The sequence below is a fragment of the Streptomyces sp. NPDC127100 genome (genome assembly GCF_042724095.1).
GTDB lineage: Bacteria > Actinomycetota > Actinomycetes > Streptomycetales > Streptomycetaceae > Streptomyces.
In genome coordinates this window covers 222,861-238,347 of record NZ_JBHXFL010000004.1, presented here as the reverse complement: position 1 = coordinate 238,347, position 15,487 = coordinate 222,861, and the positions used below count along the sequence as shown (strand labels likewise).

Here is a 15,487-nt window from a genome sequence, read left to right as displayed (position 1 = left end):
GGCGGACACCAGTACGCACGGGAGGGGTCCGCGGCCTCAGCGGTCCCCCGCACGGCCCGTCCAACGGGCGCCGCTTCTGCGCCACTTGACCGGACCAACCGGCCGATTGCCGTCTTGTCATGGTCTGTTCGCGGCGTTTACTTTTGCCGCTCCTGACGCAATGTCGAGGGGGACACCCATGGCCGTACGCGGCCGGCACCGCCGGTATCAGCCGAACAGGATCAACCGGGCCTCACTGACCGTCACCGCGGGCGGCGCCGGGATCGCGCTCCCGCTCATCGGCACCGGCACCGTCCACGCCGCCGACGTCGGCACCTGGGACAAGGTCGCCGCCTGCGAGTCCAGCGGCGACTGGGGCATCAACACCGGCAACGGCTACTACGGCGGTCTGCAGTTCACCCAGTCCACCTGGGAGGCGTTCGGCGGAACCGCGTACGCGTCGCGCGCGGACCGGGCCACCAAGGACCAGCAGATCGCCGTCGCCGAGAAGGTGCTGGACGGGCAGGGGCCCGGGGCCTGGCCGGTGTGCTCGGTGCGGGCCGGACTGGGCCGCGGCGGTGAGACCCCCGACATCCGTCCCGCCGGGGGCGCGGGGGCCGAGAGGTCCGCCGGGAAGACGCCCGGCAAGGCCGCGAAGCCGGCCGGGCACGCGGCCGAGAAGTCCGCCCGGACCTCCGGCAGGAGCCCCGACGTACGTCCCCAGACCACACCGCAGTCCCGGGCCGGAAAGGCCCGCATGTACACCGTGGTCACCGGCGACACCCTGTCCGGCATCGCCGACAGCCACCGGGTCCCCGGCGGCTGGGAGGGTCTGTACGAGGCCAACCGCAGGTCGATCGGGGCGGACCCGGACCTGATCCTTCCCGGACAGCACCTGGCACTGCGGGGCGCAGGCACCGCCACCGCGCCCCGGCCCGAGCACAAGGCGCCCCCGGCGGCCGAGCCGAAGCAGCAGAAGAAACCGGCCAAGCAGAAGCAGCCCAGGAAGTCGTCCTCGGACACCCACGGGGAGAAGGCCACGAGCGGCCACTCCCTCGTGGCCCCGGTCGACGCCTCCACCGGCACGCCGTACCACCAGGCGGGCTCGTCCTGGTCGAAGGGCTACCACACGGGCGTCGACTTCCCCGTTCCCACCGGCACCTCCGTCAAGGCGGTAGCCGCGGGCCGGGTCGTCAGCGCCGGGTGGGGCGGCTCCTACGGCTACCAGGTCGTGGTCAAGCACGCCGACGGCCGCTACTCCCAGTACGCGCACCTGTCGGCGATCTCCGTGAAGGACGGGCAGTCCGTGGGCGCCGGCCAGCGCCTCGGGCGGTCGGGCTCCACCGGGAACGTCACGGGCCCGCATCTGCACTTCGAGGTGCGGACGGGGCCCGGTTTCGGTTCGGACGTCGACCCGGTGGCGTACCTGCGGGCCGGCGGGGTCAGGATCTGATCCGCACCCGGCGCCGGTCGAGGACGGGCAGCGGAACGTGGACGGCACCGTAGAAGGGCCCGAAGGAGACGATCATCCGGTCCTCGGCGGCGGGCTCCGCCGGTTCCGGGGCCGCGTGCGCCTCGCCGGCGGGCGCGGTCGCCGGGGCCGGCACCGACACCGGTCCGGGCAGGAACACCCTGGTGGGCACCGGGGTGAGCGGCTGCCCGCTCCCGGCGCCGACGGCCACGACCGCCCCGGCGGCCGGAGCGGTCTCCGTCGCCCGGGAGATGTCCCCGGCCGGAGCGGTATCGGGGGTCGAGGCGGCCGTCAGCGGCCGAGCGGTGTCCGGGACCGCCCCCGCCCCAGGCACCCCGCCGGTCGCCGCCGGCTCCGCGTCGGAACCCTCCGCGGCCTCCCGCGCGAGGCGCTCCGTCGTCAGCAGGATCAGGCCGCCCGCGGCCACCACACCGCAGCTCAGGGCGAGCGCGGTGCCGGTCGTGCCGTAGCGGAAGGTCTCGCCGAACATCGTGATGCCGACCACGGCCGCCACCACCGGGTTCACGACCGTCAGCACGGCCAGCGGGGCCGCGAGTCCGGCGCCCCGGTAGGAGGCCTGCGACAGCAGCATGCCGGCCGTGGCGAGCACGCCGATCACGGCCAGGGAGGGCACGTCGGCGGCCGACACGCCGTCGGCCCAGTCGACCGCCACCGTCTTGGTGAACACCGAGGACATGCCGAACGCGACACCGGACGCGGTCGCCAGCAGCACGCTGCGCACCGCGGGATGCCGGTGCGCGGCCCGGCCGGCGACCATCAGCGTCACGATCGCACCGGCCGTCACCACGGCCACGGCCACCCGCTGCGCCGTGTCCAGCGACTGGGCGTCGGACGCGCCGACCAGCGACAGCAGCCCGGCCAGACCGACCGTCGCCATGATCGCACCCCGCCAGGCCGTCGCACCGGCCCTGCGGCCCACGAACACCGCCGCCATGGGCAGCGCGAAGACGATGGTGAGGGCACCCAGCGGCTGCACGAGACTCAGCGGACCGCAGGCGAGCGCCACCACGTGCAGCAGACCGCCGGCACCGTTGAGGCCGACGGCGGCCCACCAGCCGGGCCGGCGCAGCGGCGCGTACTGCGCGTCGGCGGAGGACGCCGCGACCCGCTCCTGCACGATCGCTCCACCCGCGTACGCGACGGCGGAGACGAGCGACAGCACCACGGACAACGCGAGGGCGCTCATCGGCTGCTCCTCTGCGGGAGGCGGGGGCGCTCGGCCCGGCGCGGCGTACGGTCGTCTTCCATGGACAACACGATGCCTTCTCAGGATCTTCCCGTCGTCGTCCCTGAGCACTCATTGGGTCCTACTACCGATGGAGTACGGCGACGGCGCCGTCCTCCCCAGGGTGGGCGTCCCGCGTCCGAGACCCCTGACGGCGCCCCGTAGGGGCCCTGGTACTACTGCTCTCCGTGGAATTCGACCCCGGCCTCGCGGCCCTCCGCCCGCTCGGCGGCTTCTTCGTCCTGCGCACCTCGCCGCGGCCCCCGCACCGGCCGCTCCCCACCCTCGCCCACGCCTGCCGGGCCCTCCCCGCCCACGGCCCCGCGGACGACCTCGGCGACGGTCTCGCTCACAACCAAGACCCCCTGGCCCACCGCGTCCGGAAGGTCGCCGTCGCCCTCCGCGCTCCCGAGCCCCGGACCGCCGCGTCCGTGGCGCACCAGGGTCTCGCCGCGCGCCTGTGGTCGGTGACGCTGGGCTGCGCCGTCCTGTACGGCCGGGTCCCCGACCGGGACCCGGGCCTGCTGCACTGGGACCCCGACGCCACCGCCCCCGACGACCTGTGGCTCGCCGAGGCGCGCCCCCGGCCGGGGGACGCCGCCACCGTGGCGGACGTCGTGCTCGACACCCACCTGGTACCGCTGACGGCGGCCGTCCGCGGCCGGTACCGCCTCGCGGCCGGGCTGCTGTGGGGCAACGCCGCCTCCGCCCTGGCCGGCGCCGCCCGCGAACTGGACCGCTGGGCCCGCCGCCACGGCCGTACCGCGGCCGCCGCCCGTGCCCGCTCGCTGACCACCGGCCTGCTCGCGCACCCGCTGCTCGCCGGGACCGGCACCCTGACGGACACCGCCTTCCGGCGCCGCAGTTGCTGCCTGTACTACCGCGTCCCCGGCGGGGGCGTCTGCGGCGACTGCTGCTTCTCCCGGCCTCCCGGGACGCCACGGCCGCCGGACGCGCCACCGCCGCACGGCTCCCGGAGACCCCCGCGGTCTTCCCCGGACGCCCCGTCTGAGTGACCATGAGGGAACCAGCCGCCGAGCACAGGAGGTTCCGGGTGCGTGTGGGACTGCTGACCCGGGAGTATCCCCCCGACGTGTACGGCGGCGCGGGCGTCCACGTCGAGTTCCTCGCCCGGGAGCTCGCCCGCCTCGTCGACCTGGACGTGCACTGCTGGGGTGAGGGCCGCGCCGACGGCGTCCTGCGCCACCGCCCCTGGCCGGCGCTCGACGGCGCCAACGACGCGCTGCGCACCTTCTCCGTGGACCTCGCCATGGCCGCCGCCCTCGAAGGCCGCGAGCTCGTCCACTCCCACACCTGGTACGCCAACCTGGGCGGCCGGCTCGCCCAGCAGCTGTACGGCATCCCGCACGTCGTGACCGCCCACTCCCTGGAGCCGCTGCGCCCCTGGAAGGCCGAGCAGCTCGGCGGCGGGTACGCCCTGTCCAGCTGGGCCGAACGCGGCGCCGTCGAGTCCGCCGACGCCGTCGTCGCGGTGTCCGGCGCCATGCGCGAGGACATCCTCGCCTGCTACCCGGCCCTGGACGCGTCCCGGGTCCACGTCGTCCACAACGGCATCGACACCACCCTGTACCGGCCCGACCCCGGCACCGACGCCCTGGACCGCATCGGGCTGGACCGCTCCCGGCCGTACGTCCTGTTCGTCGGCCGCATCACCCGGCAGAAGGGCGTGCCCCACCTGCTGCGGGCGGTGCGGGACATCGACCCCGCCGCGCAGGTCGTGCTGTGCGCGGGCGCCCCGGACACCCCCGAGATCGACCGGGAGTTCCGCGACCTGTTCGCCGAGCTCAGCCGGGCCCGCGAGGGGGTGCACTGGATCCCGCGGATGCTGCCGCGCCCGGAGGTGATCCAGCTGCTGACCCACGCCGCCGTCTTCGTCTGCCCCTCGGTGTACGAGCCCCTCGGCATCGTCAACCTGGAGGCGATGGCCTGCGGCACTCCCGTCGTCGCCTCCCGCGTCGGCGGCATCCCCGAGGTCGTGGCGGACGGCGAAACGGGGGTACTCGTGCCCAAGGACGACGCCGGCGGCGACCACGGGGACGAGGAGTTCGAGGCGGGCCTCACCCGGGCGCTGGACTCGGTCCTCGGCGACCCGGAGGGCGCCCGGCGCATGGGCGGGGCGGGACGGGAGCGCGCGGTGGACGAGTTCGGCTGGGACGCGGTCGCCCGGCGCACCGTCCGGCTCTACGAGGAGATCCTGAAACAGGCTTAGGCGGTCGGGCCCACGGGCAGGCATGGGCCACCAACGAGGGTGAGGGGAGCGGCCATGCGTCGTGGTGGTCCTTCGGTGCTGGGGATCGTGCTGGCGGGCGGGGAGGGCAAACGCCTGATGCCGTTGACCGCGGACCGCGCCAAACCGGCGGTCACCTTCGGCGGCACCTACCGCTTGGTCGACTTCGTGCTGTCCAACCTGGTCAACGGCGACATCCTGCGGATCTGCGTCCTGACGCAGTACAAGTCGCACTCGCTGGACCGGCACATCACCACCACCTGGCGGATGTCCAGCCTGCTCGGCAACTACGTCACCCCCGTCCCCGCCCAGCAGCGCCTCGGCCCGCGCTGGTACCTCGGCAGCGCCGACGCGATCCTGCAGTCGCTGAACCTCGTGTACGACGAACAGCCCGAGTACGTGGCGGTGTTCGGCGCCGACCACGTCTACCGCATGGACCCCCGGCAGATGCTCGCCCAGCACATCGAGTCCGGCGCGGGCGTGACCGTGGCCGGAATACGGGTGCCGCGCGCCGAGTCGTCGTCGTTCGGCGTGATCACCCCCGGATCCGACGGGCGCACCGTCACCGGGTTCCTGGAGAAGCCCGCCGACCCTCCGGGGCTCGCCGACGCGCCCGACTGCGTCTTCGCCTCCATGGGCAACTACCTCTTCACGACCAAGGCCCTCGTCGACGCCCTGCACCGGGACGCCGAGGACCCGCACTCCGTGCACGACATGGGCGGCTCGATGCTGCCCCAGCTCACCGACCGGGGGGAGGCCGCGCTGTACGACTTCAGCGCCAACCACGTGCCGGGGGAGACCTCCCGCGACCAGGGCTACTGGCGCGACGTGGGCACGCTCGACGCCTACTACGAATCCCACATGGACCTGATCGCCGAGCGGCCCGCCTTCAACCTCTACAACCGCGACTGGCCGGTCTACACCCACTCCACCCAGCTCTCCCCGGCCCGCTTCAACGCCGGCGGCATGGCCAGCGAGTCGATCATCAGCGCGGGCTGCCTGATCCGCGGCCAGGTCACCCGGTCCGTGCTGTCACCGGGCGTGGTCGTCGACCCCGGGGCGGTCGTGCAGGGCTCGGTGCTGCACGACAACGTGCACATCGGCCGGGGTGCGGTGGTACGCGGGGCGGTGCTGGACAAGAACGTCGAGGTGCCGCCGGGCGCGACGATCGGCGTCAACCCGGAGCGGGACGCCGACCTGTACACCGTCTCCAAGGGTGGCGTGATCGCGCTGGGGAAGGGGCAGCGGGTGCCGTGACGGACGGGTCGGCCGCGGCCCCGGGAGGCGTGCGTCGCCTCTGGGGCCGTTGTCATGTCCCTGGACGTCAAACGGAATCCGTGTTGTCATTCCACTGCTGTTCCATCGATGGATGACATCGATGTCCTGAGCCATCAGCCACCACCCGTTCCCGAGGAGAGGGTCAGTGCGCACCACACGACTCAGAGACAGACTGGCGTTACTGCTCGCCGCCGCGCTGGGTGTCGCGGGACTCGCCGCCGTACCGGACGCGAGCGCGGCGGACGCCGCCGACGAGATCCACGGTCTGAAGGGCGAGTACTACACCCAGTCCGCCCCCGGCGCCTTCGACTTCCACGAGCTCAAGGCCACCGGCTTCGACCCCCGGATCGACTTCGACACCCTGGAACCCCGCCTGAACTTCGCCACCGGCCGGTCCGACGACGTCAGCGTCCGCTGGACCGGCAAGCTGGTGCCGGAGAAGACCGGCGCCCACACCTTCTCGGTCACCGGCGACAACGGCTTCCGCCTCTGGATCGGCGGACGGCTCGCCATCGACCACTGGGTCGACGACTGGGACCGCGAGCAGACCGCCGAGCCGGTCGAGCTCACGGCCGGACAGTCCTACGACCTCAAGCTGGAGTACTTCGAGCACTACGGAGGCTCCAACCTGCACCTGCGCTGGACCGAGCCCGGCGGCACCAAGGAGCCGGTGCCGCAGTCGGCGTTCCGCCTGCCCGACGGCTTCGACTACGACGGCGCGACGGCGACCACCGTGCTCGCCACGGGCCGCACCCTCGAGCTGGACTTCGCCCGGCCCCTCGCGGCGGTCCCGGCCGGCCTCACCGACCACCTCGAAGCGGTGATCGGCGGCGCCAAGTGGCCCCTGGGCGGGGCCGCGCTCGACCCGGCCGACCCCACCGTGCTCCGCGTCGCCCTCGGCGAGCCCGTCGTAGGCAACAGCACCGGCACCGCACCCGGCGCCGCCGACGTCCGCTACGACGGCGAGGGCGGCCTCACCGACGCCGACGGCAACGTTGTCAACGCGTTCTGGAGCAGCGGCGCCAACCACTCCACGTACGAACTGCGCACCCGGTGGGCCGACGACGTCGACCCGGATCACGCCCACCCGGAGTACCCGCGCCCGCAGCTCGCGCGGGATGCCTGGCGCAGTCTCAACGGCCGCTGGCAGTTCGCCGCCGCCGAGGCCGGCGAGCAGCCGCCGGTGGGCAAGCGGCTGAAGGAGCGGATCGTCGTCCCGTACCCGGTGGAGTCCCAGCTCTCCGGCATCCAGCGGCACGAGGACCGGATGTGGTACCGCCGCACCTTCACGGTGCCCCGCGACTGGCACATCGGCTCCGGGCAGCGGCTGAAGCTCAACTTCGGTGCCGTCGACTGGCAGTCCGAGGTGTACGTCAACGGCACGAAGGTCGCGGAGCACAAGGGCGGCTACGACAAGTTCGGCGCCGACGTCACCGACGCGCTGAAGCCCGGCAGCACCCAGGAGCTGATCGTCGGCGTGTACGACCCGACCGACGCGGCGAACGGCGAGAACCCGCCGCTCGGCAAGCAGCGCCTGGACCCGAGCGGCATCTGGTACACGCCCAGCTCCGGCATCTGGCAGACGGTCTGGATGGAACCGGTCGCCCGCGACCACGTCGAGTCGCTGAAGCTCACCCCGGACGTCGACGCGAGCACCCTGACCGTGGAGCCGAAGGGCGTGCGCGACGGCCTCCGGATCACCGCGACCGCCTACGCCGGACAGCGCAGGGCCGCCACGGTGAGCGGCCGCACCGGCGAGCCGCTGACCCTGAGGATCCGCGACCCGCGTCTGTGGTCGCCCGACGACCCCTTCCTGTACGACCTGAAGGTCACCGTCGGCACCGACCGTGTCCAGAGCTACTTCGGGATGCGCTCCGTCGCCGTGGAGAAGGTGGACGGCGTGCCCCGCACCGTCCTCAACGGCGAGCCCGTCTTCATGATGGCCACGCTCGACCAGGGCTTCTGGCCCGACGGCCTGCACACCGCTCCCACCGACGAGGCGCTCGCGTACGACCTGAGGCTGCACAAGCAGCTCGGCTTCAACTCGGTGCGCAAGCACATCAAGGTCGAACCCGACCGCTGGTTCTACTGGGCCGACCGGCTGGGCCTGCTGGTGTGGCAGGACATGCCCGCGATGACCGCCGGCGTGAACCCGGCCCCGGCCGCGCGCGCCGAGTACGAGCGCGAGATGAAGGAGATGATCGACGAGCACATCAGCAGCCCGTCCGTCGTCATGTGGGTCACCTTCAACGAGGGCTGGGGCCAGTACGACATCGGCCGCGTCGCCGCGCAGGCCAAGGCCTGGGACCCGACCCGCCTCGTGAACAACCAGTCGGGCCTGAACCTGGGGGCCGACGGAGGCGCCGGCGACATCATGGACGAGCACGGCTATCCGAGCCCGGCCCTGCCGCCCCGTCCGGACGGCGAGCGCGCGCTGGTCAGCGGCGAGTACGGCGGCCTGGGCCTGGCGGTGCCCGGACACGCCTGGTCGGTGCAGCAGTCCTACGTCGACGTGGACCCGGCGACGTACACCGACGACTACCTGGCCAAACTCGACGAGGTCCGTGCCCTGGTCTGCAAGGGGAGCAACGGCGCCGTCTACACCCAGATCACCGACGTCGAAGGAGAGCTGAACGGGCTGACCACCTACGACCGCGAGGTCCTCAAGCCGGACGCCGCCCGGATGAAGGCCGCCCACGAGGCGCTGATCCGCGACGCGTCCCGGCCCGCCCCCGCGGGGTGCCCGGCCGCCTGAACACCCCGCACGGCCCCCGGTCGGCCCGCAGCCGTCCGGGTGGGGAAGCGCGGGGCGGGTGGCACCGTCGGTGACCATCCGACCGCAAGCGCCCCATGAGTCACAGGAGTCCGGCCTCTTCCCGAGGGGCCGGACTTTAATCCGTTGTTAACTGTGTGTAGCTTGATCGTACTTGACCGTAATCGACGGAGGGCGATTGACTGTTTGTCCACCCGTCGTCCTTGCGAGGCACGCCCTTGACTTCCGATCTGCTCGCCCCTCTCGACCTGGCGTTCTGGAACATCGAGTCCGCCGAGCACCCCATGCACCTCGCGGCGCTCGGGGTCTTCCCGGCGCACTCGCCCACCGCGGGCGCCCACGCGGCGGACCTGCTCGCGGCCCGGGCGCCGGCAGTGCCCGGGCTGCGGATGCGGATCCGGGACTCGTGGCAGCCGCCCCTCGCCCTGCGCCGGCCCTTCTCCTTCGGCGGGGCCACCCGCGAGCCCGACCCGGGCTTCGACCCGCTCGACCACGTCCGGCTGCACGCCCCGACGACGGACTTCCACGCCCGGGCCGGCCGCCTGATGGAACGCCCGCTGGAGCGCGGCCGGCCGCCCTGGGAGGCACACGTGCTGCCCGGCGCGGACGGTGAGTCCTTCGCCGTGCTGTTCAAGTTCCACCACGCCCTGGCCGACGGACTGCGGGCCCTGGCCCTGGCGGCGGGCGTCCTCGACCCGATCGACATGCCCGCGCCGCGCCCCCGGCCCGAGGAGCCCCGGCGCCGACTCCTGCCGGACGTCCGCAACCTCCCCGACCTGGTGCGCGGCGCCCTGTCCGACGCGGGGCGCGCCCTGGACATCGGCGCCTCCGCGGCCCTGTCCACCCTCGACGTGCGCTCCTCGCCGGCCCTCACCGCCGAGCCCTCCGGCACCCGCCGCACCGCCGGGGTGGTCGTCGACCTGGACGACGTGCACCGGATCCGCAAGACCGTCGGCGGCACCGTCAACGACGTCCTGATCGCGGTCGTCGCCGGCGCCCTGCGCCGCTGGCTGGACGAGCGGGGCGACGGCAGCGAGGGCGTCGCGCCCCGCGCCCTGATCCCCGTCTCCCAGCGCCGCCCGCGCACCGCCCACCCGCAGGGCAACCGGCTCTCCGGCTACCTGATACGGCTTCCGGTCGGCGATCCCGACCCGCTCTCCCGGCTCGGCACGGTGCGCGCCGCCATGGACCGCAACAAGGACGCCGGGCCGGGCCGGGGCGCCGGTGCGGTCGCCCTGCTCGCCGACCACGTCCCGGCGCTCGGCCACCGGCTCGGCGGCCCCCTGGTCGGACAGGCCGCCCGGCTCTGGTTCGACATCCTGGTCACCAGCGTGCCCCTGCCCAGCCTCGGCCTGCGGCTCGGCGGCCACCCGCTCACCGAGGTCTACCCCCTGGCGCCGCTGGCCCGCGGCCACTCCCTGGCGGTCGCCGTCTCGACGTACCGGGGACGGGTCCACTACGGGCTCGTCGCCGACGCCAGGGCCGTGCCGGACCTCGACCGGTTCGCCCTGGCCGTGTCCGAGGAGGTGGAGACGCTCATCACTGCCTGCGGTCCCTGACCCCGCCGGGTTTGGTCCGCGGCCCCGCGCTCCGTAAAATTCCCCGTTCGAAAGCGGGCGCGACCGGAGCGCCGCGACGGTGACCAGGAACGGCAGCGGCGATGACGGTGACACAGGACGGCTCGGCGACCACGGACGAGGTGGCGAACGGGTCCGGTGACGGGACGCGGTACGGCCCCGGCATCGACCCGGAGCGACTCGCCGTCTGCCTCGGCGTGCTCGAGGAACTCGACCGGCTCGAGGTCGACCACCCCGACGCGATCGCGGTCCGCCGGGCCACCTCGCACATCTACCGGACGGTCAAGCAGCGCCGCCGCCAGGAGCGCCGGGCCGCCAAGACCGCCCACGACAAGGCGGTCACCGAGGCCACCGCCACCGGATCCGCCGAGCGCATCGACGACGAGACCGAAGGCATCCTGCCCTCCTCCCGCACCGAGGAGGGCACGATCGCGGGGATACTCCAGCGCCCGCGCTCCTGCTACATCTGCAAGCAGCGCTACGTGGAGGTCGACTACTTCTACCACCAGCTCTGCCAGACGTGCGCCGCCGAGAACCGCTTCCGGCGCGACGCGCGCGCCGACCTCACGGGCAAGCGCGCGCTGCTCACCGGCGGCCGGGCCAAGATCGGCATGTACATCGCGCTCAGGCTGCTGCGGGACGGCGCGCACACCACGGTCACGACCCGCTTCCCCAAGGACGCCATCCGCCGCTTCAAGGCCATGGACGACTCCGCCGACTGGATCCACCGCCTGGAGGTCGTCGGCATCGACCTGCGCGACCCGGCCCAGGCCGTGGCCCTGGCCGACCGGGTCGGCGAGCAGGGCCCGCTCGACATCCTGATCAACAACGCCACCCAGACGGTGCGCCGCCTGCCCTCCGCGTACGCCGCCCTCGTCGAGGGCGAGAGCGCCCCGCTGCCGGCCGGTGAGCTGCCCGCCCACCACGTCATCGGAGCCTTCGACTCCGGCGCGGTGGACGGGCTGGCCGCACTGCCTGTCGGTGTCTCGGGGCTCGACGCGCAGAAGGTGGCCGACCTCGCCCTGGTCGCCGGCAACGCCAGTGTGGTCCGGCACCGCGAGGGCACCGCCATCGACGCGGGCGGCCTGGTCCCCGACGTCGTCGACACCAACACCTGGGTGCAGACGATCGAACAGATCTCCCCGGTGGAGCTGCTCGAGACCCAGCTGTGCAACTACACGTCGCCGTTCATCCTCATCAGCAAGCTGCGTCCGGCGATGGCCGAGGCCGCGCGCAGGGCGGCCTCCGGGCGCGCCTACGTCGTCAACGTCTCCGCGATGGAGGGCGTGTTCGCCCGCGGCTACAAGGGCGCGGGCCACCCGAACACCAACGCGGCCAAGGCCGCCATGAACATGGTGACGCGGACCAGCGCCCAGGAGATGTTCGACACCGACGGCATCCTGATGACCTCGGTCGACACCGGCTGGATCACCGACGAACGCCCCCACTACGACAAACTGCGCCTGGCCGACGAGGGCTTCCACGCCCCGCTCGACCTGGTCGACGGCGCCGCCCGCGTCTACGACCCGGTCGTGCGCGGCGAGGCCGGCGAGGACCTGTACGGCGTCTTCCTCAAGGACTACGCGCCCGGCAAGTGGTGACGGCGGCACCGGGCCGACGGCCGTAATCCGCCGGCCCGTTCACCGGGCACCGCCCTACCGTGGACGGTGCGCCGGCGTGCCCGGTGCGCCGGCCCCGCGTACTTCGTGGTTCGACCCCAAGCAGGCCCGTCCCCGGGCCTGTCGCCCCGTCGGGGGGCACCGCGGGGCCATCCCGATCTCGGGCACGCCTCGCGCGCACCCGCGGCGGATCCGGTCAGTCGACCGTCCGCAGCGGGGAGTTGCGCGCCGCCACCAGTTCCAGCAGCGTGCGCCAGTCCTCCAGTACCCCGGCGTCGAAGACGGCGGTGCGGGCCTCCTCGTCGGCCTGGCGCAGGCTGAGCAGGTCGTCGTCGTGGGACCGGCCGTCCGGCAGGTCGCGCCGGTGCAGCAGGTGGGCGACGCGTGGGCCGAGCAGCGGCCGTAGCGCGTCGGCCGTGCGGCCGGCCACAGCAGCGCCCCCACGGCCGAGACCAGGCCGGCGACCTGGAGCTCCTTGTCGGCGGGGCGCCGCCGGCGCAGCAGCGCCGCGGTGCGGAGCGCGTGCCCGAGCGGATCCGCGGGGCCGGTGTCGTGACCGGTCCGCGGCCGTGCGCCCCGGCAGGCGTGCAACAGGTCCATCAGCTCTTCCACGCTGCGCGGTTCCATGCCCCGGTCCTCCCACGAGACAGCCGTTGCGGACCGCCAGCGCACCATGGCGAGCTTGCGGCGCAGCCAACGGCGACTGAACGGCACGGCCCGCGCCGCCGATGGGCACAGGCCCGGCCCGCGACATGGGCCGAACGGGTGAGACGCAGACCGGGCGAAATGTGGTGCTTCGCGGCAGACTGGCCCCAACTGTGCGCGGGACGGCGGGCAATGGTTGCCCCATGTTTTCGAGCCCCATAGAGCGCACCCCCGCTCATTTGGTTAGTCTGGAGCGGTCGGACGAGCAGTAACCGGGTGCGCACCCGCACCCACGGTCCGTCGCGGGACGGGCCGGTCCACAACGGCCCGCGCCCGCACGCGTTACCGGCGCCACCGCGTCCGAACTGCATTCGACCCACACCCGAGCGTGCGCCAGGTGCCGGACAGCAGACTGGTCGACAGGCCCCGAGGGTGACCCGACACATAAGGAGTGCGCGGTGACACCGGAGACGACGACGAATCCCGAGCAACGTCCCGAGGAACGTGCCGAGCGCGGGGGGCGCCGGCCCGGAGAGATCGGCAGCCTCGACGTGTGGGCACGGTCCGCCCCCATCCGCCTCGCGGGCTACGAGGAGGACCTCGCCGAGCCGCACATCCTGCCCAGCGTGGACTGACCCGCCGCAGGGCCCGCCGGACGCGTGGGCGTGCCAGACTCACGCCCATGCTGATCAGGGAAGCCACGGCCGCCGACTGGCCGCACATCTGGCCCTTCTGGCACCGCATCGTCGCGGCCGGCGAGACCTACGCCTGGGACCCGGACACCCCCGAGGACGTCGCCCGCGACCTGTGGATGAACCCCGCCAAGCACGTCCTCGTCGCCGAGGACGACACCGGTACCGTCGTCGGGTCCGCCTACGTCACCCCCAACTACGGCGGTCCCGCCGCCCGCATCGCCAACGCGGGCTTCATGGTCGACCCGGACCGGGCCGGCCGGGGCACCGGCCGGGCCCTCGCCGAACACGTCCTGGCCACCGCCAGGGCCGACGGGTACCGGGGCATGGTCTTCAACGCCGTCGTCGAGACCAACCCGGCCGTCGGCCTGTGGACCTCCCTCGGCTTCACCGTCCTCGGCACGGTGCCGGACGCCTTCGACCATCCTCGGCACGGCCCGGTCGGCCTGCACATCATGTACCGCGCCCTGTAGGGGCCGCGGTCAGTCCAGCGGAGCCGTCCGCCGCCACGGACGCAGCGCCTCGATCCGCTCCGCCAGCTCCAGCAGCGTCGCCTCCGACCCGGGGCGCCCCACCAGCTGCACGGCGCAGGGGGCGCCCGAGGGCAGCGTGCCGAACGGCACCGACATCGCGGGCCAGCCGGTCAGGTTCCACGGCGGCGTGAAGGGCGAGTACGCCGAGTTGGCCGCCACGTTGCGCAGCCAGCCCCGCTCGTGCCACGGGCCGGCCTTGGGCGAGCGGCGGGCCAGTGCCGGGGTGAGCAGCACGTCGTACTCGGCGAAGAACGGCTCCAGGCGCTCGCGCAGCCGCTCGCGGCCTCCGCCGGCCGTCACCGTGCGCACGAAGCGCCGCCCGATGCCCGCGTGCACCCGGGTGCGCCGGGCCAGCCCGCGTGTGTCGAGACCCCGCGCGTCCACCGCCGTCCCCGCCGTCCAGTGGGTCACGGCGGTCACGCCCAGCGACGCCGGGTAGGGCGGGTCGGCCCGCCGCACCTGGTGCCCGGCCCGCATCAGCACCCCGGCCGCCTCACGGACGGCGTCCGCGTACGGGCGGGAGACGGTGACCCCGGCGAGCGGGCTGCGCGGGGAGACGGCGACCCGCAGGCTGCCGGACTCCGCGCGGCGGAACCGTCCGACCTCCGCCGCGTCGCTCGCGGGACCGGCGCCGGGATCACCGGCGAGCACCGAGAGCATCAGGCGGGCGTCCTCGACCGTGGTGGCCAGCGGTCCGTTCTCGGACATGCCGAACCAGTCGCCTTCGCCGATGCCGGCCGGGACCACGCCGTGGCCCGGCTTGATGGTGACCAGACCGCAGTTGGCCGCCGGGATGCGCAGGGAGCCCATGCCGTCGTTGCCCAGCGCCAGTGGCACCAGGCCGGCCGCGACCGCCGCGGCGCTGCCGCCCGACGAACCACCCGCGGTGCGCGTCGGGTCCCACGGGTTGCGAGAGGTGCCGTGCACGCCCTCGGTGGTGCCGAACACGCACAGCTCGGGCACGTTCGTCAGCCCCACGACCACCGCGCCCGCCGCCCGCAGCCGGGCCACGGTGACGTGGTCGGCCGCGGCGGGCGTGTCCGGCGTCGCCGCGGAGCCGACCCGGGTGGACTCGCCGCGCACCGCGAGGTTGTCCTTGACGGCCACCGGGACGCCGGCCAGCGGCAGTTCGGCCAGATCGCCCCGGGCACCCACCTCATCGGCCTCCGCGAGGGCCGCCTCCGCGCGCACCGCCCGGAAGGCGCCGACGCGGCCGTCGAGCCGCTCGATCCGGGCGAGGTACGACGCCACCACCTCGCGCGGCGTGACCCGCTTCTCGCGTACGGCGGCGGCGATCTCGGCGGCGGTCCGGCCGGCCCAGTCGGTCACGGGAGCTCCTCGGTGTCGTGCGTGCGGTGCGGGGACGGGATTACTGGCGAGTACGCACAGAGCACTCTGCCCGTCCGGACGCCTCCGCGTCGAGAGT

11 protein-coding genes and 1 pseudogene are annotated in these 15,487 nt (G+C 73.8%); 9 read left to right on the top strand and 3 right to left on the bottom strand.

Annotated features, from left to right (window positions below):
- Nucleotides 1-178 precede the first annotated feature (178 nt).
- Nucleotides 179-1,432 (top strand): transglycosylase family protein, encoded by a 1,254-nt coding sequence (locus ACFWJB_RS07570; protein ID WP_386920851.1) that lies wholly within the window; start codon nucleotides 179-181, stop codon nucleotides 1,430-1,432.
- On the opposite strand, the gene ACFWJB_RS07565 is transcribed toward ACFWJB_RS07570, so the two are convergent.
- On the bottom strand, nucleotides 1,422-2,657 hold the full coding sequence (locus ACFWJB_RS07565; protein ID WP_386920849.1) for a DMT family transporter: 1,236 nt from the start codon (nucleotides 2,655-2,657) through the stop codon (nucleotides 1,422-1,424). The genes ACFWJB_RS07570 and ACFWJB_RS07565 overlap by 11 nt on opposite strands.
- A 227-nt stretch (nucleotides 2,658-2,884) precedes the next feature.
- Here ACFWJB_RS07565 and ACFWJB_RS07560 point away from each other — a divergent pair, with 227 nt between their 5' ends.
- The 6 genes from ACFWJB_RS07560 to ACFWJB_RS07535 all read left to right on the top strand — a co-directional run bounded on the left by ACFWJB_RS07560 (nucleotide 2,885) and on the right by ACFWJB_RS07535 (nucleotide 12,173).
- Entirely contained in the window at nucleotides 2,885-3,712 is an 828-nt protein-coding gene (locus ACFWJB_RS07560; protein WP_386920847.1) for a (2Fe-2S)-binding protein, read from the top strand.
- 38 nt (nucleotides 3,713-3,750) lie between these two features.
- The gene (gene glgA, locus ACFWJB_RS07555) at nucleotides 3,751-4,926 is read left to right on the top strand and encodes a glycogen synthase (protein WP_385462324.1); all 1,176 of its coding nucleotides are present in this window, start codon (nucleotides 3,751-3,753) and stop codon (nucleotides 4,924-4,926) included.
- A 54-nt stretch (nucleotides 4,927-4,980) separates the two neighbouring features.
- The gene (glgC, locus tag ACFWJB_RS07550; protein ID WP_386920844.1) at nucleotides 4,981-6,201 is read left to right on the top strand and encodes a glucose-1-phosphate adenylyltransferase; all 1,221 of its coding nucleotides are present in this window, start codon (nucleotides 4,981-4,983) and stop codon (nucleotides 6,199-6,201) included.
- 166 nt (nucleotides 6,202-6,367) lie between these two features.
- Nucleotides 6,368-8,977 carry a PA14 domain-containing protein gene (locus ACFWJB_RS07545; protein ID WP_386920842.1) on the top strand — a complete coding sequence of 870 codons (2,610 nt, stop codon included), beginning with the start codon at nucleotides 6,368-6,370 and terminating at the stop codon, nucleotides 8,975-8,977.
- 236 nt (nucleotides 8,978-9,213) lie between these two features.
- Nucleotides 9,214-10,554 carry a wax ester/triacylglycerol synthase family O-acyltransferase gene (locus ACFWJB_RS07540; RefSeq protein ID WP_386920840.1) on the top strand — a complete coding sequence of 447 codons (1,341 nt, stop codon included), beginning with the start codon at nucleotides 9,214-9,216 and terminating at the stop codon, nucleotides 10,552-10,554.
- Nucleotides 10,555-10,655: 101 nt separating this feature from the next.
- Nucleotides 10,656-12,173 (top strand): SDR family NAD(P)-dependent oxidoreductase, encoded by a 1,518-nt coding sequence (locus tag ACFWJB_RS07535; protein ID WP_385462336.1) that lies wholly within the window; start codon nucleotides 10,656-10,658, stop codon nucleotides 12,171-12,173.
- A gap of 214 nt (nucleotides 12,174-12,387) precedes the next feature.
- Here the strand turns inward: ACFWJB_RS07535 and ACFWJB_RS07530 are convergent.
- Nucleotides 12,388-12,818: pseudogene (locus ACFWJB_RS07530) on the bottom strand (hypothetical protein).
- Nucleotides 12,819-13,294: 476 nt separating this feature from the next.
- Here ACFWJB_RS07530 and ACFWJB_RS07525 point away from each other — a divergent pair.
- The gene (locus tag ACFWJB_RS07525; protein WP_385462341.1) at nucleotides 13,295-13,471 is read left to right on the top strand and encodes a hypothetical protein; all 177 of its coding nucleotides are present in this window, start codon (nucleotides 13,295-13,297) and stop codon (nucleotides 13,469-13,471) included.
- A gap of 47 nt (nucleotides 13,472-13,518) precedes the next feature.
- Entirely contained in the window at nucleotides 13,519-14,001 is a 483-nt protein-coding gene (locus ACFWJB_RS07520) for a GNAT family N-acetyltransferase (protein ID WP_386920838.1), read from the top strand.
- 9 nt (nucleotides 14,002-14,010) lie between these two features.
- Here the strand turns inward: ACFWJB_RS07520 and ACFWJB_RS07515 are convergent, their stop codons facing one another.
- Nucleotides 14,011-15,390 carry an amidase gene (locus tag ACFWJB_RS07515; protein ID WP_386920836.1) on the bottom strand — a complete coding sequence of 460 codons (1,380 nt, stop codon included), beginning with the start codon at nucleotides 15,388-15,390 and terminating at the stop codon, nucleotides 14,011-14,013.
- Nucleotides 15,391-15,487 lie beyond the last annotated feature (97 nt).